A 22997-nucleotide genomic window follows, 5' to 3' on the forward strand; every position below is an offset into this window, starting at 1 on the left:
AGCGCATGGTTAACAGCGCGATTCAGGCGCTGGGAGGTGCCCTATTTCCTACCCGCTGCTGCCTGTGCCAGTGGTCTTGCGCGGGAACACTGCCCCTGTGCGACGATTGCCGGGCGGAACTGGTCTCCAACCAGCAATGCTGTCAGCAATGCGCGGTGCCTCTGGCCACAGGTGCCGCGGTTTGCGGCAACTGCCTGAGCCAACCACCGCACTACGATCGGGTTATCGCCCCCTGGCTTTACGGCGAGTACCTGGCCTACATTATCGGGCGCTGGAAATTTCATGGGGACCGAGCTCTGACACCGCTATTGGCTAATCTCTGGCACTGCGGACTGCCGTCTTCCCTGCCCACAGTAGACCTGCTCGTTCCTGTGCCGCTGCACTGGCGCCGACAGTGGCACAGGGGCTACAACCAGGCCGACCTTCTGGCCACACAATTGCTAAACATGTATCCATGGCTGATGGCGAACAGACAACTGCTGCGCAGGCGACACGCCACCAAAGCCCAGGCAGGCATGGATGCACAGCAGCGTTCGAGCAATCTCAGTGGCGCCTTTACTGTGTCCGGTGGCTGTGACAATCTCCGCGTGGCCTTGATAGATGATGTGCTGACCACGGGCGCAACGGCTGGTGCAGCTGCTGGAGCCCTGAAACAGGCCGGCGCAGCCAGGGTGGAAATTTGGTGCCTGGCAAGAACTCCTCCTCCGGAGAAATACTATTTAGAATGATTCGTTCACTTACATTTTTGCTGGTTTTACTTGTAAATCCAGCCCAGGCCCTGGAGCCTCTGCGAATCGCCGTGGCAGCCAACTTCCGTGGCGTTCTGGAGCAGATTAACGAGCGCTATCTGGCCCAGTCAGGCCAACACATTCAACTATCCAGTGCCTCCACCGGAGTATTGGCAAACCAGATCATGCATGGTGCACCCTTTGATCTCTTCTTTTCAGCAGACACCGACACCCCGAACAAGCTGCAAGCGGCAAACAAAGGGCTGAGCAGCTCTTGCTATGCCATGGGCCAAATGTCGCTGGTGGGAGGAGATCTTGCTGCACTGCAAAAGCCAGAGCTGAGTGTTGCCATCGCCAATCCAAAAACCGCTCCCTATGGCAGGGCCGCGATAGACATTCTGTCGCTGCCTGAGTTTAGCGCTATTGACCGCGATCAACTGGTACGCGGGACCAATGTCCTGCAAGCCTTCCAGTTTTGGCGAGCAGGGGCAGTAGATCTTGCGCTGGTAGCCCGCTCCCTCGCGCCCGAAGGCTACCCAATAGCAACCAGTTGGCACCGTCCACTGCAGCAAAACCTGCTGGTGCTGCAGCGCTCAACGGCAGTGACCGCCTACCTCGAATGGCTGGGAAGTGGTACCGTTCGCCAGATGATAATCGATGCCGGCTACTTACCTTGCTCCTGAGCCCTACTGAACTGGACGTCATTGGGCTCACCGCCGCGCTGGCCGCTACCACCACGCTCATCTTGCTGGTGCTGGGCACACCACTAGCCTGGTGGCTGGCTCACAGGCGCGGCAGCGCATCCGCAATGGTAGAAGCTGTTGTTGCCCTACCCCTGGTATTACCGCCTACCGTGTTGGGCTTTTACTTGCTGCTGCTGCTGGCACCCAGCACCCCATTAGGGCAGTTTTGGGAGCAACTCACCGGGACTCGTCTCGCTTTCAGCTTCAGCGCACTGGTTATTGGCTCAGTCATTTATTCTCTACCGTTTGTGGTACAGCCATTGCAATCGGCATTCCAGAATTTACCCAGGGGACTGCTGCAGGCTGGCGCTACTCTTGGGGCCACGCGCTGGGACCAGTTTCGCTCTCTGGTGCTGCCACTCACACGCCGCAGCTTTATTGCCGCCGCCAGCCTGGGCTTCGCCCATACGGTAGGGGAGTTTGGCGTGGTACTGATGATTGGCGGCAATATCCCCGGTGAAACCCAGGTGCTTTCAATTGCCTTGTACGACCAGGTGGAAACCCTTCGTTTCGCTGAAGCGCACCGATTGGCTGGCGGCCTCGTGGTGTTTTCGCTGGCGCTATTATTTCTTATCTACCGCAACAACGGTCCCGCGGCGTGGCGGGTGCGCATATGAGCCTGACAATGGCAGTGACGTGTCAGGGCCATGGTGATTTTTGCTTGGATCTGGCCTGTGAAATTCCGGCAACGGGGGTTACCGCGATTTATGGACGCAGCGGCAGTGGCAAAAGCACCCTGCTTGATTGTGTTGCTGGCCTTCGCCACCCGGATACAGGGGAAATCAGCTTCGGCAAGGATCATTGGTTTGCTGCTGGCCAAGCAATGCCTCCGTGGGAGCGGCGCATTGGCTATGTATTCCAGGATACTCGGCTGTTTCCCCACCTGACAGTTGAAGGCAACCTGGACTATGCCAGCAAGCGGGCGACGAAAGCTGGACCTATGCCCAGGGACACGCTGGTTTCAATACTGGGGCTCACCCATTTGTTGTCGCAAACACCTGACACTCTGTCGGCCGGACAAAAGCAGCGAGTTGCTATTGGGCGCGCGCTGCTGAGCGCACCCCAGTTACTGTTACTGGACGAGCCGCTCGCCAACCTCGACCAACAAGCCAGCCGCGAGTGCCTGGCGCTATTGCAGCAACTGGCGCAGGGCTTGAACCTGCCCATGCTTTATGTGAGCCACGATATAGAAGAAGTAAGCCAGCTGGCTGACCACCTGCTATTGCTGGAGCGTGGAAAACTGTTAGATCAGGGCTCTATGCTGGAAATGTCCACCAGGTTAGATAGTCGCCTAGCTCGCGAGGAGCAGGCTGCAGCCATCCTGCTGGGCGAAATAGAAGCACAGGACAACGCGTTTTCTCTCACCCAGATCAGCGTGGAAGGCGAAACCCTGTTCGTTAATCACCTCGACCAGCCTTTGGGATCGCAGCGGCGCTTGCGAATACCCGCGCGGGACGTGAGTATCTGCCTGGCAAGACCACAAGACAGCAGTATTCTCAATATCTTGCCAGTGACTATTCAGGAAATCGAAACCTGTCACAGCGCCCGGTTACTGCTGCGACTGACCCTGAAAGAGCAACACCTATTGGCTAGAATTACTCGTAAATCTGCCCAAAAACTGGGGCTGCAGGTGGGAGACAGTGTGTTCGCCCAGATTAAAAGCGTTGCCCTGCTAAGTGAGGCAGAGGACCAGCAATGAACAGCCATCCCTATGATCCGCTCACCCCCGATACGGTAATAGACGCTGTAGAATCCACCGGCCGGTTGTCTGACGCCCGTCTGCTGGCACTCAACAGTTATGAAAATCGCGTCTATCAGGTAGGTATCGAAGATGGGCAACCGCTTATTGCCAAATTCTATCGCCCCGAGCGCTGGTCATTGGCGCAAATTGAAGAAGAGCACAGCTTCAGCCTGGAACTGCAGGACGCCGACATATCTGTGGTCGCTCCAATGGTGGACGACAAGGGTTGCTCCCTGCACGAATACCAGGGTTTTCTATTCGCACTATTTGTCCGTCGCGGTGGCTATCCACCGGAGCTGGACAACCTGGAGAACCTGCTCGTGCTGGGGCGTACCCTGGGCCGTATTCACTCGGTGGGTAAGGCCTCGCGTTTCGAGCATCGTCAGCGCATCTGTGTACAGCGCATGCTGGCTGATAATCGCGAGTTCCTCTTACAGGAATTCATACCGGCCGAGCTTCGGCCCGCCTATGAGACTCTCACCGCAGATCTTTTAAAAGCGGTACTGGACACCTATACGCCGGCTGCTGAAGATGAAATTCGGGTTCACGGCGATTGCCATGTCGGTAATATCCTGTGGCGAGATGACGTTGCCCACTTTGTCGATCTGGACGACTGCGCAATGGCTCCGGCGATGCAGGACCTGTGGATGTTTCTCAACGGCGAGCGTCATGACCGGGAAATACAGCTGTCTGAACTCATAGAAGGCTATTCTGAATTTTGTGACTTTGACCCCAGGCAATTACGCTGGGTTGAACCGTTGCGCACCTTGCGGCTAATTAATTACGCCGCCTGGGTCGCCAGGCGCTGGGAAGATCCGGCTTTCCCAAGATCATTTACCTGGTTCAACACAGAGCGCTACTGGGCAGAGCATATCTTGGAACTGCGAGAACAACTGGCGACATTGCAGGAAGAACCCCTAAGGTTACTTTAGTCGCTACGCTCTAAAAAACTCAGAGATCAAAAATTTTCCCGGGGTTCATAATCCCCTGCGGGTCAAACACCTTCTTAATCTGCTTCATGATCTCTATTTCTAGCGGCGACCGGGAATAATGCAGGTAATCTTTCTTTAGCAAGCCCACCCCGTGCTCTGCCGAAACTGATCCGCCATAGCGCTGCACAATTTCAAATACCCACTGGGAAACCTCGCCGCACTGTGCCCGAAACTCATCGACAGATAACGCATCGGGCTTGAGGATATTCAAGTGCACATTGCCATCGCCAATATGACCAAACCAGACAATCTCAAAATCCGGGTAGCTCTTTTTAACGGCCGCATCCACCTCCGCCAAAAAGGCGGGCACCTTGGAAATCACCGTTGATATATCATTTTTGTAAGGCGTCCATGGCGTGATCGTCTCAGAAATATCCTCGCGCAAACGCCACAGATTCTTAGCCTGGGTTTCACTCTGGCTCACCGTGCCGTCCAGCACCCAGCCCCGTTCCACGCACTGCTCAAATAAAACCATAGCCTGGTCCAGAACAGATTCGTCAGCCTGCTCGAATTCCAGCAGGGCATAATATTCACAAGGCGTCTCAAACGGGCGTTGCAAACCCTGATGCTCCACCACCTTCTGTAAAGCGAGCTCGGAAAAAAACTCAAAGGCAGAGAGCTCTATTGCTGCTTGAAAGGCAGTCAGCACCTCCATGATGGCTGACATATCGGACACGCCCAATACCATCACCGCGAGGTCACGAGGCGCTCGGTCCAATTGCATGGTCGCCTCAACTACAATACCCAGAGTGCCCTCCGCCCCAATCGCCAGCTGCCTGAGATCGTAGCCTGCATTGTTCTTGATCAAGCCCTGATTAAGGTCTAGCAACTCACCTGTGCCGGTCACTAATTTCAGACCAGCCACCCAATCTCGAGTCATTCCGTGGCGAATAACCTTGATGCCGCCAGCGTTGGTAGAAATATTGCCGCCTATCTGACTGGACCCTGCCGATGCAAAATCTACCGGGTAATAAAGGCCCTGATTTGCAGCGAACTGTTGTAACTGTTCTGTAATTACGCCCGCGCCGCAGCGCACGGTGCGGTCCATTGGATTAAAGTCTGAAATACTGTTCATTCGATCCAGGGCCAGCACTATCTCGCCGTTGCAGGCGACACTACCAGCACTGAGTCCAGTGCGGCCTCCTGAGGGGACCAGGGCCAGTTTTTGGTCTGCGGCCAAGCGCACAATAGCCTGTACTTCATCAACACTTCCAGGCAACACGATTGCGCTGGGAGCAGGCTGGTAAAAGCGAGTCCAATCACGCCCGTAATGGCGCAGGCTGTCATCGTCAGTGAGCACCCGGTTTTCCCCGACAATAGCTTGCAGGGCATTGAGAGTAGCGGTTTCAAGCAGCACCAAAGAAGGTTCCTCCAGCATTTATAACAGTGGGCAATTTCAGGCGGCGCGTATGGTACCATACGCGCCTTTTTTCCAGCCCGGCCCATTTCCCCGGCCATTTACTACACAGGATTTACCGGTCATGACCGTACAATCACTGCCCAAGGGCAAGATCAAATTTCTAATGCTGGAAGGGGTTCACCCTTCTGCAATTGAGACTCTGCAAAGAGACGGCTACACCAATATCGAGGTGCACAAAAAGGCGCTTCCTCCTGAAGAACTGAAACAAGCCATTGCCGGTGCCCACTTTGTTGGGATTCGTTCCCGTACTCAACTGAACGAAGAAATTTTCGCCTCAGCAAAGAAACTGGCCGCCGTAGGTTGTTTCTGCATTGGCACCAACCAGGTTGACCTGGAAGCGGCAACGCGCAGAGGCATAGCAGTTTTCAACGCGCCATTTTCCAACACCCGAAGCGTCGCCGAACTGGTTATCGCGGAGGCCATATTGCTGTTGCGAGGCGTGGCAGAGAAGAACGCGGCAGCCCACCGGGGGCAATGGATGAAGACCGCGATTAATTCTTTTGAAATTCGCGGTAAAAAGCTGGGCATCGTTGGCTACGGCAACATCGGTATGCAACTGGGCATTATCGCGGAAAGCCTGGGTATGCAGGTACAGTTTTACGATGTCATTAATAAGTTGCCACTGGGTAATGCTCGCCAGGTTCCCAGTCTCAATCAATTGCTCGCCAACGCTGACGTAATCAGCCTGCATGTGCCAGAAACTGGGACCACTCAGAACATGATAGGGGCTAATGAGCTCGCACAGATGCAGGCAGGGGCTATTTTAATTAACGCGTCTCGTGGCACCGTAGTGGACATAGACGCTTTGGCCAATACGCTGGCGCAGGGCAAACTGGGCGGCGCCGGGATCGATGTATTCCCGGTGGAGCCGCGCTCCAACGACGATGAATTTATCTCGCCGCTTCGCCAATATGACAACACTTTCCTGACGCCTCACATTGGTGGCAGCACTGTTGAAGCACAGGAGAACATAGGTATGGAAGTCGCCGAAAAGCTGGCGAAGTACTCCGACAACGGCACCACTATTTCCTCAGTCAACTTTCCCGAAGTGGCTCTACCCGAACATGCTGGCAGCCACCGTTTACTGCACATACACCGCAACGTTCCTGGGATAATGAGCGCCATCAATAACGTATTCTCTGAAACAGGTGTCAACGTTTCCGCCCAGTACCTGCAAACCACTGCATCAGTGGGCTATGTGGTGATAGACGTAGATGCCGAATACAGTGATATCGCACTGGAAAAACTCGCAGCAATTGACGGCACTATCCGTTCACGTGTGCTGTTCTAGGGAGCCTACTATTTGAGGCTGGCCACAGGCTAGCTTCAAGTGGCATGATTTGATCGTGGCTAATGACAAAGACAAGTTTATCGCCGACCTGGTTGCAGAGCACGGGGTGCCGCTAGAAAAATATCTGGCACGCAAACTCGACAACTCAGAGGACGCCGCAGAACTGGCTCAGGAAGCTTACATGCGGTTACACCGGCTGGAGCAACCTGAAAACCTGAATAACGCTCGTGCCTTCCTGTTCCAGGTAGCCACCAATCTGGCCTTAGATCAACTGCGTCGGCGCCAGTTACATTTCAAGTTCCTGAAGTCAGAAAAAAGTCAGTCTGTGGACGGCGAACCTATGGATTACAATGCTGCCGGCGCCTCTCCAGAACAAATTCTTGATGCCAGGGAAAAGCTGGATACCATCAACCGGGCGACAGAAGAATTACCTTTCAAAGTGAAGCAGGCTTTTTTACTGCACCGCCAAAGCGGTCTATCCTATAGCGCGATTGCCCGGCAAATGGGTGTATCGGTCTCCAGCGTAGAAAAGTACATACTGCACGCACTGAAACATTTTCGCACTGCGCTTAATACAGGCCAACCGCCGGATAAATCCTGATAAGAAGATTCACACTTTTCGATAATCATCTATTGAGGGAACTTTTAGTTCGCTCGTCTCATCTATATAGCAACTAAACTTATTTAGCTCCCCGGGAGGGGGGCTGCAGGAACTCAAGCGGCAGGATGCTGCGGTAGATACCATGAACGAGGAAACTAACAAACAATACGAGCAAGTATGTGAAGCAGCCTTAAATTGGGTTGCATGCTTGCGTTCGGATGCCGTTTCAGAGGGAGACAGGCAAGCCTTCTCGCTTTGGCTCGGTGAACACAATTCGCATCGTCGCGCCATGGATGAAGCGCAGGCGTTATGGGACGATCTTGCGGTCGTGCGTCATATCCCCGTAAACATCGACAAAGCAGCCAACCGTTCGCGCTGGCTGGCCACCGCCATGGTTGCCGCTGCTTGCCTGGTTTTGGCTGTGTTCTTGTGGCCGCAGTTGCCATCAGACCCGGTCAGCACCCAGTACCGCAGCGCCATGGGCGAGCGTCGTACCGTAGACCTCCCTGACGGCTCGGTCGTCCACTTAAATACCAATTCCACTATTTCTGTCACCTACACGGATGACCAGCGCCACGTTGATCTAGAGCGGGGCGAAGTTTGGTTTCAGGTCAGTCCAAATAAACAGCGCCCATTCCATGTCGATGCGGGCGAAGCCAGAATTACAGCTGTTGGCACGGCGTTTAACATTTATCTCGACGACAACAGCACCGATGTCACGGTAACAGAAGGCGTTGTTGAAGTCAGCGACATCGGGCAAACAGGCCGTCGCTTGCACGCGGCAGAGTTGTTACTTGAGAATCAGCGGCTGATTACCGGGATCGACGGTTGGGAACTCTCGTCATCGGACGATGTTTCGAAGCAGATGGCCTGGCAGCGGGGCGAACTGGTTGCTGAAGAAATGCCACTGCCTGCATTGATCGAGCAATTGGAGCGCTATCAACAAACCAGAATCATAATCGCCGATCCCAACGTGGCGGCACTCACCGTATCCGGTGTTTTACAGCTCGACCAGCCCGAAGCCTCTCTCAGCGCTATCGCGGTCAGCCTGGACCTTCAAATCACCCCCCTGAGCGACACATCCGTTCTGTTGCTCAAAGCCGAGCAGTAAGATATAAAGATATTGCACGGAATCAGCCTCAGCAGTCTATAGAGGCTTCGTTCCCTTTAGGTAACATATAAAAATCAAAGAGTTGTGGCGATTCGCTGCTCTCAGGGTGATAGCAATAGCTGCTCATGGACACAGCTTGGCAAGACCGCCTGGCGCGCGCCCAAAGTGGCGCGGCGTCTTCCTTGCTGCTCTATTTTCCCTGCTCACTGTAAATGTGGTTTTAAGTGAGCAAGAAGAAACTGTTCACTTCACCATTAAGGCCCCGAGGCTCTCCAGCGCACTCATTCAGCTGAGTCAGCAAAGCGGTCAGCCCATTGTTTTTTCAGATCGCCTCATCAGAGACCTTCCCGCTAACGAGTTGGTGGGCACGGCAACTACAGCAGAAGCCCTGGATGTGTTGCTCTCGGGTAACAACCTGGAGTGGACGCTGGTCGACGAGCGCGTCATAACGGTGTACGCGAAAACCTGTGGACCAAAAAGTAGCGCGTGCATTACGCCAGAGCAAATGGTGGCGGAATATCCGATCTACACCCCCGGGCTGGAAGAAACCTGGGTCTACGGTGCACCCGTCACAGGCTCCAGGATACGCCGAAACGGCTATACCGGAGGCGCTCCTGTCGATATTCTCTCATCGCCTGATATTGAGTTAAGCGGCGCTCAAACGCTTGGCGACTTACTCAAATTTGTGCCCGCGGTATCAGGCAACGCGCTTAGCACCGCAATTTCAAACGGAGGGAATGGCACAGCCACAGTCACACTCCGTGGCCTTCCTGCCACCAACACTCTGGTTTTAGTTAATGGCCGAAGGGTCGCTAACGACGGGCTCGCCGGAAGCTCGGTAGACCTCAATAGCATCGCACCGGCGGCGGTAGAGCGTATCGAAATCCTCAAGGATGGCGCCAGTGCCATCTACGGCTCGGACGCGATCGCCGGCGTGGTCAACATTATCATGAAGCGCGACTTCCACGGCTTTCTCGCCGAAGCGTTCTATGGTGAAACTGGCAAGGGCGACCTGGATACCAGGAACTATACGCTTCAATACGGGACAGGATTGCGCGAAGGCTCTTTTTTCATTAGCGCATCGCACTACGAACAGGGCGCGATCAACAGCAGGGATCGCAATGTTTCACGCAATGCGGACACTCGGTCGCAAGGTGGCACCGATAGACGCTCCAGCGCTACGCCCAATGCTCGCGTTGGTTTGCCTGACGGCCAGACCGTAATCGCCGAGCGACAGAGAAACTATCGACCGGCTACAAACGAAGACTTGTTCAACTACCAGGACTTCACTACGGCAGTGGTGCCGCTGCGGCGGAGTAGCATTTATACCAACGCCAGCTACGATTTCAGCGAGCGCGTCACCGGCTTTTTGGAGGCGAGCTACTTGGAGACTGATGCGCAAGCAACGCTTGCTCCAACGCCTATCTTCACGGCGTTTGAACAAGAGCCTCTCTTTGTCGCCGCTGACAGTGCTTACAATACCTTTGGTGCTCAGCTCAGCGATGTGCGCAGACGGCTAGTTGAACTGCCTGATCGGCGGCAGCGCAATGAATCGCAGGTTTCGCGGTTTAGCGCCGTCATTGAGGGTTTGTTTAAAGACTGGAACTGGGATATTGGCTATAGCTATAGCCGCAGCGACGCCAGTGAAACTCGCTACAATTTAGTCAATGCTGACCGCTTGAGGCGAGCGATCGGGCCATCTTCGCAGTGCCAGGGCTCGGCGATTGATGGCTGCACGCCGGTTAACCTGATTGGTCCGGCAGGGAGCATTTCCCAAGATCAAATCAATTATATCTCCGCCCGGGGAGACGTGAGCGGTTACTCTCGCCTGTCTACTGTCAGCCTGAATTTCAGCAGCGCGATCGCTTCACTTGAGGCCGGTAACGTTGAAATTGCTTTTGGTCTAGAAGGTCGGGACGAGTCCACCAAAAAAAAACCCTCGGCATTGCTGGAGAACACCAGCACCATAGGTGCTACCAACTTCGAAGCAACAAAGGGAGAGCGAACGGTTTATGAACTTTATCTCGAGACGCTGCTGCCGCTGTGGCAAAGCTCCAATGGGCTATCCAGAATAGACCTTGAAGCAGCTTTGCGCTTCTCTCACTACAGTGATTTTGGTGGCACCTCCAATCCTAAAACCAGCGTTCGCTGGCAGGTAAACCCTGAGTTTCTCTTGCGTGCCAACTATGCCCAGGGCTTTAGAGCTCCCAGCCTGAATGAGCTTTATGCGGGGGACACAGAAAGCCAGGACCTACTCGAAGACCCCTGCACCCAGGCTGCGAATATTGGCGTGCTTCAGGGCTGTAGCCTGCTTGCTGACGCGACTCGCAACCAATTTCTCACCGTCAAAGGTGGCAACGAACTACTCGAGCCCGAAACCTCAGACAGCTATAGCGCCGGGGTCGTGTGGACGCCGACGGCAGCACCTGGCCTGGCTTTTTCTCTGGACTACTTTCAGATTGATCAGGAAGATGTGGTTGCTTCCAGCGCGCAATTTATCCTCAACCAAAATGCGAGGGCCGGCGCGTTTGATGACAATATTGAAAGAGATGAGTTGGGCAATCTGACGCTAGTGCAAGCCAATAATATTAACATTGGCGAGCGCTCAATTTCCGGCGCAGATCTAGCACTGACTTATCATTACCCGCGCAAAAGCTGGGGACAGATCAGCGTGGTAGGAGGCGCTACCTGGATAGAAAGTTATCAAACAAGGTTAGATAGCGACGCGCCGCGTCGAGACCTCGCAGGCACCTTCAGGGACGAAGCCTCTGAAGGCCCCGGAAGCATTCCAGAATGGAAGGCCCAGCTGGGCCTTCGGTGGAGCCAAGAGCGATGGCGAGGGAGCTGGCAGTTACATTACGTCGATGCAATCACAGAATTGGTGCCGGGCACCCAGCGCACGCGGGGTATCAATAGCTGGGTATTGCATGACTTGCAGCTGAGCCACACTTTTGACGTGTTGGACGGGCTGCGCCTCACGTTGGGAATTGACAATCTACTCGATGAAGAAGCGCCACTGGCAGTATCAGCTTTCAACGACAATATCGATGGCAGGACCCACGAGCTGAAGGGGCGATTCTGGTATACCCGCTTGAGCCAACGTTTCTAGTTAAGCTGTCCAATTCGAAACCGATATTTTCTACCTTGCGCTGCAGTGCCTGCGGCCTCACTAAGCGGCCTAAGCCGGGATAGTGAGGCAATTGAAGATCCAGACGCAGCGCATTCATGCCGCCGCTTCTGGCTTGCTACATCGCTCAGTTACTGATTGTGACAACCTGCGATGTTGAGGTTTGTGCAAGGCCCTGGCCCATAGCGCGCTTGAAACAGGCCTTATTTTGAGAGACCTGGCGAGCTCCGCCAGCTTTGCTGGGATTACGTGATCCACAAACTGTATCTGCCGCCCGGGCCATCCGGTAATAAAGTGTTTCCTGGCCGCGATCAGTTTTCAGATCCAGGTCAGCATAGGACACGGTAACCTGACGCAGGCCTTCCGCGCTCGTTGTAACGTAAGTTTCATCGTATGACGCGGCGCTCACGCTCGTTACGGTACCTACGACAACCGCGATCACTGCGGCAGAAAACAGCTTATTCACTCTAGCGTTTTTCATAATGGTTCTCCCTACTCTTAAGTCGACGGCATAATTGCCTTTTTTAAAACAGGCGGCTTCCTACGACGCCTGCCCTTGAGAAAGAAGATAGGGTAAGAATTACACTGAAAATAGTCAGTTTCGCTCAACCGAAGACCTATAGGGATAAGTTGAGGCTTTTTGTCGATGAGCTGTTTCAATCTCATCGTTAATAAGCAGGAGACATCGAGAAAATAGGGTTGAGCACCCGGACGGATGGAGGCGAAACGGCTACTGATCTCAAGTCAAACCGAACGGGTTCGCCGCTAAGGCACTCTCGCTGGTATACTCCTTGGCTTGTTCTGAGCAAGGTTCTATAAACATAATGCGATCAATTACTACGCTTCTTTGCCTTCTGTTCTCCGTCAGCTTTACTGCCGACATAGCGGCCGAAAATTCCGATTCAATCGTCGCAGAGTTGAAACACTGTGCAGGGATCGAAAATCGCGAAGACCGCGTTGAATGCTACGAGTCATTAGGCCGGCGGGTAACCCATGCCGAGCAAGGAAGTACTGCTGAAGTTGCTTCTGCGACCGCCTCCAGTGCCGAGGTGAAGAGCAGCAATGACAAGGATACGATGGGCGGGTACGAATTCGAGACAAAGTCAGCCGCGGAACAAGAAGCCGAGCAACAGATGAAGACTCGCGTTGTTCTCTGCCAAAAAGACATAGATGGGATTTGGTACTTCAAGCTCGAGAATGGCCAGGTTTGGAAGCAGGTTGACCGACAGCGCTTGGCTTTTCAGGGGTGTGATTTTGGGGCGATAGTGACTAACGACGGCATCGGCTATATTTTGCGTATCGACGGAAGAGAAGGAAAAATCCGGATTAGACGACGCAAATAACAGTAAACCGTCCTGAGGCCACCTCGCCTAAAACTTAAAGTGGCGTTTTTATACTCAAAATAAGCCAAAAAAACGATCAATGTGTAAATAAAATCTCTTTTTAAGGCCTTATATCGTCCAATATGTTGTGAAAATCCAGATATACAAATTTTCGGAAAGTGACCTGTGACCAGCCGCATGCTCAACAGCAATCAAAGATAACCCGTGTCGTTGAATGGGAAAAAAGCTCAGCAAGAGTCGCTGGAGGCGCAATTAGAGAGCGCAATCGCTCACAGTGACGATGAGCAATGTCTCGAATTGATGAGAAACCTGGGCAGGCTATGCCCGGATGACGCCGAGATCCAGCACCGACTGGGCTCGGTTGAAGAGCAGCTGGGTACTGCGGAAAAGGCGCTGGCTGCGCACCTTTGCTCCATTAGTCTGGCACCCCAAAACCCTCTGACCTATTTATACTCGGGGTTTTGCTTGCAGCAGATGGGCCGACGGGATGAGGCGATCGAGGTGTGGTCATTGGGTTCAGACCTCGAACCCGCGCTGCTAAACCCACCGCATCGCAATGACCCCACGGGGGAGCGACTCGTCGCCGCTGCAACGGCCCTCAGAAAACATTTTTCCCAACTACACCGTGATTCGAGCAACACCACAACGCCATCTCACAAAATAACAGGAGCCATCTGGCCTCAAACTACCGACACGCCCTTCAATTACCAAGCTGACCAGCAACGCCCCTCTCTTTTTTACATTCCCGAATTAACCGCCCGCCCCTGGCATGACCTTCAAGGCCTTCGCTGGGTTGAGCACCTCGAAGCACTCAGTAGCGACATAGTAAAAGAGTTTAGCGATGCACAGAACAGCTTGCATGCCTTCTGCAGGCCTTATTTGGGTGTCGAAATGAAGCTGGGGCGGCAATTTGCCGAGTTGCAAGGCTCGCTCAATTGGACCGCACTTGACTTGTACCGAGAGGGAAAGTTGCAGAGTAAGGTTGCTCAATATTTTCCAGTCACACTCGCTGCACTCGAGCAGGTGCCGCTTTATGGCATGGACAGTCTTCCTTATGAGGTTTTTTTCTCCGTTTTGAAGCCCGGGCAGCACATTAAGCCCCACTTTGGCCTTTCTAATCACAGCCTGACGATCCACCTTCCTCTTATTGTCCCGCCCGGGTGCTCATTAACCGTGGCCGGCCAACGACGGCAATGGGTACCAGGGCGCATATTGGCGTTTGACGACAGTTATATCCATGAGGCGATAAACCCTGGCGGGGAGCAACGGGTGGTACTCATCTTTTCAATATGGCACCCTGACCTCAGCAAAGGGGAATGTGATGCCATTCAGCGCAGCTTTACCGCCAGGGCCCGCTGGTTGGCGGCGCGACAGCTGCCACTGTGATAGTGTGTTTCATCAACCCAATGACCAAGAAAAAAAATGCTTTCATCTTCTCTAAATACTGAAGAACTGGCGCAAAAGTATAGCGCCGATCAGCGAATTCGAATTCCCGATGTCTTACAGCCAGAGCTTGCACAGCAATTGCAGGGTCTTTACTACAGCTTGATACCGTTTGAACAGCTGATGTCTGTGCAGGGTCAGAACCGTACGTTTACCGCCAGCGAAATGGCAGCAATGAGCGACACTGTGAAACGGCAATTGCAAGAACAACTGGTGCGCCAGGCAGGCGAGGGAGTTGGGTTCCTCTACGGAGGCTATCGGTTGACAGATGGACGCGCAAAAAACATCCCCGCGCTTGAACCGCTGCAAACGCTATTTGATTACCTCAATAGCGATGACATGCTAAATTTCGTGCGATCAGTCACCGGCGAGGCTGGCTTGGTCGGCGCCGATGGTCATGCTACCCAATACACACCGGGAAATTTCCTTACCCGGCACAGAGATGATCCCGCTGGCGAGCAAAGGCGTGTTGCCTACGTGTTTAACTTCAGCAAAAGTTGGCACCCGGACTGGGGGGGCTTATTGCAGTTTTTTGAGGAAGACGGCACTCCACGTGACGCCTGGGCGCCTCAATTCAATAGCTTGGCGCTGTTCGATGTCCGTCATATCCATTCGGTGACCTACGTAACGCCCTTTGCTAGAGAACCCAGGCTATCGATGACTGGCTGGTTTCACACCGGTTAAAGGGCCCAATTCTCAGTAATCCGGTAAAAAATTAGTCATTTGCTGTTTTTGAGGCTCCCGGACTGTGAATATGCCACAATATGCCACAACAGGGTGCGTTTAAACTTATCTTTCGACCCTCGTTTCGGTAGTCTCTGGGTCGGGAAAAAAGGTGCAGAGACACCGAATCCCCCAGGAAGTGCAGACCGTGCGCGAAAAGTGTGAATTTTCACACTTTTGCCTTTGAGGGCACACACTCGCCAAACGTCTCATATCCGACACATCCAGATTAAATAAGGCCGCAGTCAGGCTGGGTCTGGTCATCAACTTTTAAATTACATAATGTTCGCAATTACTACAGGGGTAATTATGAAGACTAATAAGCTGACTTCCGCGGTCAGACTCGCTATTGGTGCTGGTGCAGTAACTGCAGCCATGCCCGTAGCGCAGCTGGCAACGGCACAAGAGGAAATGATCGAAGAAGTGGTCATTACCGGTTCCCGGATCAAGCGTCCGGATCTAGAAGCGGTAAGCCCTTACACGACCATTGGCGCCGAAGAATTTGCACTTTCAGGCACCATTAACGTCGAACAGAAATTGGCAGAGCTGCCCTCCACGCTCCCCAGTTTCGGACCCAGCTCTAACAACCCCGGTGACGGCACGGCACGTGTCGACCTTCGCGGCTTGGGTACGTCCCGCACACTGGTGCTGGTTAACGGCCGTCGCTGGATTCCAGCAACTCAGTCTGGCGTTGTTGACCTTAACACCATCCCCGGCACGCTCATCAAACGCGTTGACGTGGTTACTGGTGGTGCGTCTGCCGTATACGGTTCCGATGCGATTGCAGGTGTTGTTAACTTCAACATGATCGACGATTTCGAAGGTGTTGAAATCACCGGTCTGTATGACATGACCTCTGACAGCGACGCTGAGAAATACAACATCGATATCACGATGGGCGGTAACTTCGCCGAAGGTCGTGGTAACGCTGTTATCTACGCTTCTTACAGTAAGCGTGAAGCATTGTTCCAGGGCGATCGCAAGTTCTCTAACGTAGCCCTTACAGAGAACACCGATGCCAACGGCAGACCAATCCTGTCGCCTGGTGGCTCTTCAGGTGTTCCGGGCACTCGTTTGTTCGACAACCCCACTGATCCAGTTACCGGTAATTCGCTGGGTACATTCGGACCCAATGGCGAAGCGCTTCCCTGGGTTGAGCCAGATAGCCGCTTTAACTACGCGCCAGACAACTTCTTGCAGTTGCCGCAGGAACGCTACCTGATCAGCGCCTTCTCTCACTACGACGTGAACGAAAAAGTACGCGCCTACGGTGAGTTCGCTTATTCCTACAACAAAGTTCCTCAGGAATTGGCACCTACTCCAGCGTTTACTACGGTTGAAATCAACCCAGACAGCGCCTTCTTCTCAACTGAAGCACAGCGCGCGCTCGACACCATCCGCACCGATACTAACGGTGACGGTGTAGTTAATGGTGACGACAATGCCCTGGGCTTTATTGGTCGTCGTATGGTTGAGAACGGCTCACGCCAGTCTATTGACGTGCGGGATGCATTCCGCGTTCTGGTCGGTGCTGATGGCGACATCAGCGACAATTGGTCGTACGATGCTTACTACAGCTACTCAAACCTGGACCAGTCCAACTCGTTGAACAATGACGTGTCAGCCTCGCGATTCATTCAAGCGGTTGCCACCAACGATGCTGGTACAGCGTGTCAGGATCCTTCTGGCGGTTGTGTTCCCATGAACATTTTCGGTGCAGGCAACATCAGTCAAGCGGCTGTTGACTTCGTCAACATCGGCGCGACCAACGTAACCAGCATCAGCCAAGAGGTTCTTTCAGCCAGTGTATTCGGTGACCTTTGGACTATTCCTTCTGCCGATTACCCTGTGGCTGTTGTATTGGGCTACGAGCATCGCTCAGACGAGTCTTCTTACCGCCCGGATACTTTCCTGGCCTCTGGCGACGTACTGGGCTTTAACGCCGGTGAAGCGACAGCAGGACGCTACAAAGCTTCTGAGTTCTTCGCTGAAGTCTCTATCCCTCTACTGTCAGACAAGCCTTTCGCTGAGGACCTCACACTGTGGGGTGCTGCTCGTACTTCCGACTACAGCAACCTTGACGATCGTGTGAATTCGTTCGCCACGGCAGTTAACTGGTCGCCATTGGAAAGCTTCAAGTTGCGCTTTGGTTATCAGGAAGCGGTTCGTGCACCAAACGTATCTGAATTGTTCCTGGGCCAGTCAAATGGCTTCCCGGGTGCAGACGACCCTTGTAGTGTTGGTGGTTTCCAACCCGGTGTTACCGATGTCGGCCTTTGTGTCGCCAGCGGCGTGAATCCTGCTGATGTTGGTAAATTCACCCAGGCAAACAGCCAGATTGAAGGACGCTTCGGCGGTAACCCCGATCTGGAAGAAGAGACTTCAAACACCTACACAGTAGGATTTGTTTGGCAGCCTCTGGACAGCCTGGATATCACGGTTGACTACTACGACATCGAAGTTGAAGACGCGATCTCCGTTCTTGGTGGCAGCGTAACTAACGTTTTGGACCTTTGTTACAACGTGGTTCAGAACGCTGGCTCCGACTTCTGCACAGCGATTAATCGCCGCGCGGATGGCAACGTGGATCGAGTTGACGTTCTTAACGCCAACATCGGTAAAATCGAGACTTCTGGTGTCGACTTTAACCTTTACTACTCCACCGACTTCGGCTTCGGCTTCGGCGGCAACGGTTCTACACTGGGCATCAACTTCAACAGCACCTGGCTGGACGAGTTCGATGTTACTCCGGTTGCAGAACTGGGTGATCGTGTAGACGTTTGTGCCGGCAACTTCGGTAACACCTGTGGCTCACCACTGCCTGAAATCCAGTGGAACACCCGTGCCACTTGGCAGTCTGGTGGCTGGACGTTCTCTGGTCTGCTGCGTTACATCGGTGAGACCGATGATGACCAGATCGAGAATGGCGGCGTTGCTAAAGGCGAGCTTGCTGCTCCGACTATCGGCGACGAGTACTACCTGGACCTGACTGTTGCCTACGCTTTCGAGCGGGGCCTCAACCTCAGCTTCGGTGCTGAAAACGTCCTCGATACTGAGCCTACTAAGCTCGGAGACTCGCAGGAGCAAGCAAACACGTTCCCATCAACTTATTCGTTGTTTGGACCGCGTTACTTCGTTAGTGCAGCTTACAAGTTCTAATCAGCGCTTAAACTGCTAAACTAAAACGGCGGGCTCAGGCCCGCCGTTTTTTTTGTCCCGGATTCAGGCTAATGCCAACTGACCCTCGTGTACGCTACCAGGCACTGCTTCAACAGCTTTCCAAGCTAGTTCAAAGTAATCCAAAGCTTGCTCTGAAAAAAATTCAGGAACACTTGCGACAGCGACCAGCCGATGCAAATTTTCTTCACTTGAAGGGACTCGCAAAGGCGGATATGGAATTACATGATGCAGCGATAGAGGCAATGCGAGCATCACTGAAGGCCCACCGTCAACAGCCTGAAGTACACAATAACCTCGCTAACAGCTACAAAGCCATTGGGCAAACCGAGCGTGCAGAGCAGCACTATCGCGACGCGATCACACTCAATCCAAATTATCTCGACGCCTTTAAAAACCTTGGATTATTGCTGCAATCAACTGGTGACCTGTCAAACGCCATAACTTTTTTACAGCGCGCAGTTGACCTGTCTACTCAAAAGGCGCCCATGCTCACCGCGTTAGGTAATGTCTATCGCGAACAGGAGCTGTTCCAGAAGGCAGTACCCTGTTACCAGGCCGCATTACAAATTAATCCAAGTTACGTCAATGCGATTCACAATCTGGGACTTTGTTACAAGCTTACTGAAGAACTGGAACAGGCACGCATCTGTTTCGAAAGGGCAGCCGCAATTGCGCCTGATGTTGCTGAGATAGATGTCAGTTTGGGCAATGTTGCATTCGAACTTAAGGATTACCAGACAGCAGAAAACTGCTTTGAAAACGCGATTCACAAGGAATCGGGCTATGTACTGGCGCACGAGACCCTGAGTGAACTTAAGTGGCAGTTGGGAAAAACAGACAGCTATTTAAGCTCCTATGAAATCGCTTTGAAAGAGCGACCCCAGGACATGGCTCTTCGTCATTCCCTAGTGCGGCTCTTAATCAATAGTCGGCGCTATGATGAAGCGCGGGACCTTGTTGATCGAACAATGCACACCACACAAACGCCTGAGCTATTGCGTGCCTCTGGCGAGCTATATGCCAACGACGGTGACTATGTACAGGCAAGGCAAAACTTTGAGGCGTCTCTAAAGCTGGCCCCATCCACCGAGGTCACTCAAGACCTTGTTAAGTTAATGCTGATCAAAGCCGACTATGACGCAGCTTTGCCTCTGCTGGATTCGCTGCTAGTCATTCAACCAAACAATCAGCTTAACTGGGCATTAACTGGAACAGCCTGGCGGCTTCTCGGAGATGAGCGCTACCAGTGGCTGATTGATTACAATAGAGATGTTCAGGTAAGCACCCTGCCAACGCCATCAGGTTACCGCTCGCTGACTGACTTTTTACAGCACTTACAAAGCGTATTGTTAAACATGCATAGCACTCAAGCCGCGCCTATGCGACAGACCCTGGTTGAAGGCACCCAAACACCTGGACGGCTGCTGCACAAATCGGATCCAGTGATTCAGCTCTATCGCTCTGCGTTGTCAGAGGCGGTGAAGGACTACATAAGTCGGATGCCCAATGATACTGATCACCCTTTATTTTCGCGGAAGTCATCGGCGTTTGAATTTTCTGGTTCTTGGTCAGTAAAGCTGCGCAGCAATGGCTATCATGTCAATCATGTTCACCCTGAGGGCTGGATCAGCTCCGCTTGTTATATTCATTTGCCCTCCAGTATGGGCAATCAAGACAGTACGGCCGGCTGTATTAAGTTTGGTGAAAGCCCTCTGGATTTAGGAAACAGAGAGATCGTCGAAAGAGTGATCCATCCACTGCCGGGTCAACTTGCGCTATTTCCCTCCTACGCCTGGCACGGCACATTCGACTTCGATTGCGCGGAAGACGACTTCAGACTGACGGCACCGTTTGACGTAATACCGATAAAAAAACAGCCTTAATCAACTTCGGGGATCTTTACCGGTTCGAAACCATCCTGTGATTGACAGGCGCGGGCCCGATGCGAAAGGCGTTACAAACTCTACGGCATGACTCTGTGGTATTTGAAACACGTTCAAGGTGTTAAATGCGGGTAAAAAACCCTCTTCGATATTACCTTGCTCATTAAAAAACTGCAGGGCACCACCCCAATTCGGGTTCCAGTTTTTAGTCATACTTATGACATAGGCAGCTACTCGGTTTTTACCACCGATATCGTCATCATGAGTGGTGAGGAAGTGACCGGCCTCAAAGCAAGTCGCCTGAGCATCACAGAAACCTATCTCCGGTCGACCCAGTAGCTGGCGACCAAAATTAAGAAATGCATCGCTATTAAGAAACTCAAACAAGGTATTAAAGAAATGCCCTGGCAAAGAACCATCATGGTAAACGTCGTAAATCGGCACGGCCTTGTAACGGTACTGAAATCCTTCTTTAGCACCGGCATAAATCATTTCTTCAAATTGCCGGCTCTGAGCTTCGGTCCAAATGGATACACTGTCTGAACCGATATCCACATGCTCTCCACGGCGATTGAAGGCTAGGTTCCATTGATCTTGATTGACCAGACAGCGATGGAGCTGTTCGGCACTGGCATCATCAAAGAGACCAGGCACCTGAATTCTTCCACGCTGGGAAAATCGCCCAGCCCAATTCACGGCATTGGCTGCAAGCCTCATTGAGCCTCCTTTTTAGCTGTATTTGCGATGTCTGCTATCGATTCCTAATGTATCATCTTCTCCCATGTCTTCCGACCTGTTACAAAAGGCCGAGTCTGCACATAGACGCGGTGATCTGTTGAATGCGGAACAGTTGTATCGACAACTACTTCGCGAAGAATCAACCAACGCAAGTGCCCTGTTTGGACTGGGGACGCTTGCAATGCAGCGCGGGAAACACACGCACGCTGCAGACCTACTGCTGCAAGCGGCGAAAATAGAGCCTGATGCCGCAGACATAAGCCTGAACCTAGCTCTGGCCCTGCAGCGAAGCGGTCAGTTACAAGCTGCAACCGTACATGCCCTGCACAGCGCTAAACTAGCATCCGGGGATGAGCATTTTGCCAATGTTATCGGCAAGTTACTGCTGGATCTGAGACAGCCTCGCGCAGCCCTGGACTTACTGCGTAGTTGCACACCATCTCAGTTATCAACAACGATTCTAATTGGTAGAGCGATGGGGGCACTGGGTGACTGGGATCGCGCTGTCGCGCTTTTACGAACTTTAGCCGAGTCAAACAACGATAATCCCGACATCGCCGTGGAGCTATCGCTTGCTGCAGGCAAGCTGCGCGATTATCCCCTGGCAATTGCCAGCTATCAGCAATACATGACCCTCATTGAACCGACGGCGCAGGATTATCTGCGCTTTGCCGATCTTTACCTGATTGCCCGTGATACCAGTAACAGCGATAGACAACTGCGCTTGGCGAGGGAAGCAGGGATTACAGGCGCTGACTATCACGTGCTGCGTGGACGCCTGGATCGGCTCAGTGGGGACATGCAAAGCGCTCAAGTGAACGCTGTGGCTGCTCTTGGCTATCAACCCGACCACGGCCAGGCCTGGTCACTGCGAATTGAGTCTGCTAATGACACTGACCTTGAAGATTCCGTGGCAGCATTATCCCTAGAGCTCGCCGACGAAACGAGCGCAGCCACACCTTACTATCGCACATTAATGCTCTACGCTGTTGCCGCAGGGCAGGATCGCCTGGGTGATCTTACCGCCGCCGCGCAGGCATTCAACCAAGCGAATGCGCTACAAATGCGCGCTCTTGCTGACAGTAGCAGAACTTACGACATTGACGCTGAATCGACTCGAACTGAAAGGCTTAAGCGGCAGCATAGAACGCAGCTTAAAGAAGCGTGCGTCTCTCAATATCGCCCTATTTTTATTGTTGGCATGCCACGCTCTGGTACTACGCTCATCGAAAAAGTGATTTCCAGGCTTGCAGGCGTCACTCCTGGAGGTGAGAACGAGGCGCTCACATTTATCGCAGCACAATATCAACGAGATGTAATGACTGGTCGTTTGCCCGAACCCGAGGGCCTGTCGCCGTCACAATGGCAAGACTTGGCCTCGCGTTACATTGCACTTTCTCCTGGAGCCAACAACATATTCACCGACAAAATGCCTCATAATTTTCAGCACGTCGGGCTCATTCTGGGAATGTTTCCACACGCTCGTGTCATTCAAATGCGGCGTGAGCCACGTGACAACTGCCTTTCGATATACCAACGCCCCTTTCCGGAAGGGCATAACTATGCCTGTGACGCAATCACCTTGGGTCATGCCTGGTGTCAGGCTCAAGGTCTTATGGATTATTGGGTGGAGCTTGACCCTACTAAAGTCAAAGACCAGAACTTTGCAGATTTTGTCGACAATCCTGAGGAGGCCAGCAAAGCCTTAGCTGATTTTTGTCAGCTGCCCTGGCATCCTGAGTGCCTCATTTCAGACCTTCAAGATAACCCCAGTTTTACTTTCAGCGAATTGCAGGTCAGAAGCTCTATATCCAACACTGCAGTCGGGCGATGGCAACGTTACGCAGAAGTTATGCCCGAGTTTTTTGCTGCGCTAGCCGAACAGGGTTGCCTTGAGCGCTGATGTTTCAACGCTGAATGAGCAGTCTGGAGC

18 protein-coding genes are annotated in these 22997 nt (G+C 53.0%); 15 read left to right on the forward strand and 3 right to left on the reverse strand.

The genetic code is table 11. The features are described from left to right. Positions 1–5: 5 nt before the first annotated feature. The 5 genes from EYC87_RS08485 to EYC87_RS08505 are packed head-to-tail and all read left to right on the forward strand — an operon-like array spanning position 6 to position 4144. On the forward strand, positions 6–728 hold the full coding sequence (locus EYC87_RS08485; RefSeq protein ID WP_279252496.1) for a ComF family protein: 723 nt from the start codon (positions 6–8) through the stop codon (positions 726–728). Then, positions 725–1411, forward strand: a complete 687-nt coding sequence (gene modA / locus EYC87_RS08490; RefSeq protein ID WP_279252497.1) for a molybdate ABC transporter substrate-binding protein — start codon at positions 725–727, stop codon at positions 1409–1411. The genes EYC87_RS08485 and modA overlap by 4 nt, the downstream gene beginning before the upstream one ends. Then, positions 1402–2088, forward strand: a complete 687-nt coding sequence (gene modB / locus EYC87_RS08495; RefSeq protein WP_279252498.1) for a molybdate ABC transporter permease subunit — start codon at positions 1402–1404, stop codon at positions 2086–2088. The genes modA and modB overlap by 10 nt, the downstream gene beginning before the upstream one ends. Further along, positions 2085–3170 (forward strand): molybdenum ABC transporter ATP-binding protein, encoded by a 1086-nt coding sequence (gene modC / locus EYC87_RS08500; protein ID WP_279252499.1) that lies wholly within the window; start codon positions 2085–2087, stop codon positions 3168–3170. The genes modB and modC overlap by 4 nt, the downstream gene beginning before the upstream one ends. Beyond that, positions 3167–4144, forward strand: a complete 978-nt coding sequence (locus tag EYC87_RS08505; protein ID WP_279252500.1) for a serine/threonine protein kinase — start codon at positions 3167–3169, stop codon at positions 4142–4144. The genes modC and EYC87_RS08505 overlap by 4 nt, the downstream gene beginning before the upstream one ends. Positions 4145–4163: 19 nt before the next feature. Here the strand turns inward: EYC87_RS08505 and EYC87_RS08510 are convergent, their stop codons facing one another. Further along, entirely contained in the window at positions 4164–5582 is a 1419-nt protein-coding gene (locus EYC87_RS08510; protein WP_279252501.1) for an FAD-binding oxidoreductase, read from the reverse strand. A gap of 103 nt (positions 5583–5685) precedes the next feature. Between EYC87_RS08510 and serA the strand changes: the two genes are divergently transcribed. The 4 genes from serA to EYC87_RS08530 all read left to right on the forward strand — a co-directional run bounded on the left by serA (position 5686) and on the right by EYC87_RS08530 (position 11736). Then, positions 5686–6915 carry a phosphoglycerate dehydrogenase gene (serA, locus tag EYC87_RS08515; RefSeq protein ID WP_279252502.1) on the forward strand — a complete coding sequence of 410 codons (1230 nt, stop codon included), beginning with the start codon at positions 5686–5688 and terminating at the stop codon, positions 6913–6915. Between the two features lie 55 nt (positions 6916–6970). Beyond that, positions 6971–7516: an RNA polymerase sigma factor gene (locus tag EYC87_RS08520; RefSeq protein ID WP_279252503.1), complete on the forward strand. Its 546-nt coding sequence runs from the start codon at positions 6971–6973 to the stop codon at positions 7514–7516. Positions 7517–7658: 142 nt separating this feature from the next. After that, positions 7659–8627: a FecR family protein gene (locus EYC87_RS08525; RefSeq protein WP_279252504.1), complete on the forward strand. Its 969-nt coding sequence runs from the start codon at positions 7659–7661 to the stop codon at positions 8625–8627. A gap of 136 nt (positions 8628–8763) precedes the next feature. Beyond that, a complete protein-coding gene (locus tag EYC87_RS08530; protein WP_279252505.1) occupies positions 8764–11736 on the forward strand; it encodes a TonB-dependent receptor in 2973 nt (990 codons plus the stop codon). A gap of 145 nt (positions 11737–11881) precedes the next feature. On the opposite strand, the gene EYC87_RS08535 is transcribed toward EYC87_RS08530, so the two are convergent. Continuing rightward, entirely contained in the window at positions 11882–12235 is a 354-nt protein-coding gene (locus tag EYC87_RS08535; protein ID WP_279252506.1) for a UrcA family protein, read from the reverse strand. Between the two features lie 343 nt (positions 12236–12578). On the opposite strand from EYC87_RS08535, the gene EYC87_RS08540 reads away from it, so the two are divergent. From EYC87_RS08540 to EYC87_RS08560, 5 genes are all read left to right on the forward strand, one after another. Next, positions 12579–13097, forward strand: coding sequence for a hypothetical protein (locus EYC87_RS08540; RefSeq protein WP_279252507.1), 519 nt, complete (start codon positions 12579–12581; stop codon positions 13095–13097). A gap of 204 nt (positions 13098–13301) precedes the next feature. Beyond that, positions 13302–14483 (forward strand): aspartyl/asparaginyl beta-hydroxylase domain-containing protein, encoded by a 1182-nt coding sequence (locus EYC87_RS08545; protein WP_279252508.1) that lies wholly within the window; start codon positions 13302–13304, stop codon positions 14481–14483. 36 nt (positions 14484–14519) lie between these two features. Next, positions 14520–15224, forward strand: coding sequence for a 2OG-Fe(II) oxygenase (locus tag EYC87_RS08550; RefSeq protein ID WP_279252509.1), 705 nt, complete (start codon positions 14520–14522; stop codon positions 15222–15224). Positions 15225–15572: 348 nt separating this feature from the next. After that, positions 15573–18422 (forward strand): TonB-dependent receptor plug domain-containing protein, encoded by a 2850-nt coding sequence (locus tag EYC87_RS08555; protein WP_279252510.1) that lies wholly within the window; start codon positions 15573–15575, stop codon positions 18420–18422. Between the two features lie 71 nt (positions 18423–18493). Then, complete coding sequence (locus EYC87_RS08560) at positions 18494–20326, forward strand: tetratricopeptide repeat protein (protein ID WP_279252511.1); 1833 nt, start codon at positions 18494–18496, stop codon at positions 20324–20326. Here EYC87_RS08560 and EYC87_RS08565 read toward each other — a convergent pair whose 3' ends face one another. Continuing rightward, the gene (locus EYC87_RS08565; RefSeq protein ID WP_279252512.1) at positions 20327–21043 is read right to left on the reverse strand and encodes a 2OG-Fe(II) oxygenase; all 717 of its coding nucleotides are present in this window, start codon (positions 21041–21043) and stop codon (positions 20327–20329) included. It lies immediately after the preceding gene. A gap of 64 nt (positions 21044–21107) precedes the next feature. On the opposite strand from EYC87_RS08565, the gene EYC87_RS08570 reads away from it, so the two are divergent. Next, the gene (locus tag EYC87_RS08570; protein ID WP_279252513.1) at positions 21108–22967 is read left to right on the forward strand and encodes a tetratricopeptide repeat-containing sulfotransferase family protein; all 1860 of its coding nucleotides are present in this window, start codon (positions 21108–21110) and stop codon (positions 22965–22967) included. Positions 22968–22997: the final 30 nt, after the last annotated feature.

The organism is Candidatus Seongchinamella marina, assembly GCF_026262685.1.
Taxonomy (GTDB): Bacteria; Pseudomonadota; Gammaproteobacteria; order Pseudomonadales; family Halieaceae; genus Halioglobus; species Halioglobus marinus.